Genomic DNA, 3143 nt, shown 5'->3' on the forward strand with positions numbered 1-3143 from the left:
CAGCCGGTCCAGATGCGCGTCGGCCCGCGCCCGCGCCCGACCGCCCGCGGCAGGATCGCCGATCTGCCGCGCAAGCGCGTCCAGCGCGTCCATCGCCTTGGGCAGCGGCGCCGCGCCCGGCTGATAGAAGGGAAGGGACAGGACCGGGGCGATCGCCTCCATCCGCGCCTGATAGCGGGTGTAATAGGGAGAGCTGAGGATCAGCGTGGGGCGGACCAGCTGCAGCAGTTCGAAGTTCGGCGCGCCGCGCAGGCCAAGGTCGGTGACCGTGTCGGGGATGGCGGGGACGCCCACATCGGCGCGAAAGCGGATCAGCTCGGCCGCGGCGACCGGCATGTGGCCCAGGGCGGTCGCGGTCTCCAGCATCGCCCAGTCAATCGCGGCCAGGCGCGGGCCCGCCTCTGCGCGCAAAGGCAGGCCCGCCGCCAGCATCATGCCGGCGGCGGTCAGAAAGGCGCGGCGGTCGGGCCGGGGCGATATGGCCCCGCGCCCTACCACGTGTAGGCGACCTTGGCGGCGACGCTGCGCCCTTCGCCGTAGTAGCAGCCGAAGGAGCCGCAATTGGCGAGATAGACCTCGTCGGTGACGTTGTTCAGGGTCACGCTGGCCTCGATGTTGCCGCGGGTATAGGTCGCGGCCAGATCGACCAGGGTGACGCTGTCCAGGTCGAACGTGTTCCCGAAATCGCCCTTGCGTTCGCCGATATGGCGGATGCCGCCCCCGGCGCGCAGCCCGTTCCCGAAATCGCGGTCCAGCCACAGGCTGGCCAGATGGCGCGGCGCGTTGGGCATTTCCAGCCCGTCCTCTGGGCCGCCCTTCTGTTCGGTCTCGTTGAAGGCATAGCTGGCGCGCAGGTCCCATGCGGCGTTCAGCGCGGCGGTGGCCTCCAGCTCCAACCCCTTGGAGCGAACCTCGCCCACCTGGCGGCGGCGCCCCTGGCCCAGGTTGCGCACCAGGTTCTGTTGGGTCAGGTCATAGACGGCGGCGCTGAACAGCCCGTCAAAGCCCGCGGGCTGATACTTGACCCCAACTTCCCACTGCTTGCCCTCGGTCGGGTCCAGCGTCTCTCCGGTGGTGTCGTCGATGCCAATGGTCGGGTCGAACGAGGTCGAATAACTGGCATAGGGCATCACGCCGTTCGCCAGGACATAGCCCAGGCCAACCCGGCCCGTGGTCGCGCTGTCGGACTGGTCGATGGGGGTGTCGCCGTCAAAGTTTGTGAACTTCGTCCCCGTCTGTTCGGTCCAATCCTGACGGATGGCCAGGCTGCCGCGCCAGTTGCCGACGGTGATCTCGTCCTGGGCATAGAGGCCGACCTGCTTTTGGCTGATGTCGGAGATGCTGGTGTACCAGGCCGACGTCACAGGCAGCCCGCCATAGACCGGGTCGGAAGCGTCGATGGGCTGGCCGAAGAAGAACTGCGTTGTCGTGTCGGCATCGTACTGCCGGATGTCCAACCCCAAGAGCAGGTCATGGGTCACGCTGCCGGTGGTGATGCTATTCGACAGGCGGGTGTCCAGGTTCAGGCCTGTCGTGGATTCGTCCTGAAAGTTCGCGCCCCGCGTGACCGACAGGCCGTCGTCGGTCAGGCCGCTGACATAATGTCCGGTATAGGTCCAGTCGAACCGTTCGGCCCGGAAGCCCTGCGACAGGGTCCAGCCGTTGTCCATCTGGTGACTGATCTCGATGCCCAGGTTCGCCATATCGCGGTCGCTGTCGTCGAAGCCCGGTTCTCCGAAATAGGTGTCGCGCAGGGCCTTGCCGTCGCCGGTCTGCGTCAGCGCAAAGGGTACGCCGGGGGGCGAGATGGGCGCGTCCTTGGTATAGGACGCGATCACGTCCACGGTCGTCGCGTCGTCGGGCGCATAACGCAGCGCCGCGCCCAGATAGCCGCGTTCGTTGGTCAGTTCGCGGATCTGCGTCTTGCTGTCGCGCAGGATGCCGGTCAGGCGCCAGGACAGGGTCGGGCTTGCCACGCGGTTCAGGTCGAAGAAGGTCTGCGCGCTGTCATTGCTGTCATATCCCAGACCCGCTTCCGAAAAATCGAAATCCTGTGCGCGCTTCTGAACCTGGTTGATGATCCCGGCGGGCGACCCGGCCCCGTAAAGGGACGAATTCGGGCCCTTAAGAACCTCGACCTGCTGCAGGCCATAGACCTCGAAGGCGGGCGATCCGAAATCGCGCAACTGGCGCAGGCCGTTGACGTATTGCGAACCGCGCGCTTCGAAGCCGCGCACGGTGGGGCTGTCGAAACGGGGGTCCGCGCCGAAGGGCTGGCCCACGACGCCCGCGGTGTAGTTCAGCGCCTGGCCCAAGGTCTGCGCGCCCTGATCCTCGATCTGCTGGCTGGTCACGACCGAGATCGACTGCTGCGTCTCGGCCACGGGGGTGTTCGATTTCGTGGCGACCTGCGCCTGTCCGCCGACATAGCCGTCCGCCTGGACGGACGCGTCCGAGGACGCTGTCAGCACGATCTCGTCTAGCAGGATCGGCTCCGCGGCCTGCTGGGACCAGGCCACGCCGGACGACAGGGCAAGAAGGCTGGCACCGGCCAGAAGGAAGATACGGGGCTCTACGGACATGATGGCCTGCTGGATTGACACGTTTGGGCGTATCTGATCTTTTCTGTCAGATTCGTCAATCTGCCAATCCGGCTGTCGAATTCATATTTCCGACTTTTTGACTTTCCAGCCACGGACCCTGCCCATGTCGCATCTGCGCAGTCATCACGGAACCGGCCTGATCCCCCGTGCCAGCGGGGCCGCGGTCGCGGCGCTGAAGGCGCGGGCCGCGATGTGGGAGGCCCCGCTGGTCGAGGACGAGGCGGGTCTCAGCCTGCTGATCTGGGGGTCCGAGCTGCGCCTGACGCGCCAGGCCGATGCGTTGCGCATCGACCTTCTGGCGCCCGAGGACCGGCTGGTCGGCATCCTGCGCGACAGCGCGACCGAGATCCTGGCCGAGGCGGGGGTCGAGGTCGCGTGGGACGATGTCGATGCGGGCGCGCTGGCGCCGGGGCTTGCGCTGCTGCGGGTGGCGGGGGTGTCCCGCCCCGTGCCGGGGTTCCTGCGCGTGCGGCTGGCGGGACCGCAGGCCGGGCAGTTCGCGCAGGGCGGTTATCACTTTCGCCTGCTGCTGCCGCCGGC

At 67.4% G+C, this 3143-nt stretch carries 2 protein-coding genes and 1 pseudogene; 1 reads left to right on the forward strand and 2 read right to left on the reverse strand.

The features are described from left to right. Together FHD68_RS18095 and FHD68_RS18100 are read right to left on the reverse strand one after the other, a co-directional pair. Window positions 1–498, reverse strand: a 498-nt coding sequence (locus FHD68_RS18095) for a TroA family protein (protein ID WP_482811973.1), incomplete at its 3' end; no start/stop codon positions are given. After that, entirely contained in the window at window positions 492–2582 is a 2091-nt protein-coding gene (locus FHD68_RS18100) for a TonB-dependent siderophore receptor (RefSeq protein WP_127899546.1), read from the reverse strand. The genes FHD68_RS18100 and FHD68_RS18095, both read right to left, overlap by 7 nt. Window positions 2583–2706: 124 nt before the next feature. Here FHD68_RS18100 and FHD68_RS18105 point away from each other — a divergent pair. Beyond that, a pseudogene (locus tag FHD68_RS18105) lies at window positions 2707–3143 on the forward strand (siderophore-interacting protein); the annotation flags it as partial.

The organism is Paracoccus marcusii, assembly GCF_006151785.1.
GTDB lineage: Bacteria > Pseudomonadota > Alphaproteobacteria > Rhodobacterales > Rhodobacteraceae > Paracoccus > Paracoccus marcusii.

Bases quoted from the DNA above. Each gene is read 5' to 3' on its own strand.
- FHD68_RS18100 (WP_127899546.1), bottom strand. From the start codon at position 2,582: ATGTCCGTAGAGCCCCGTATCTTCCTTCTGGCCGGTGCCAGCCTTCTT.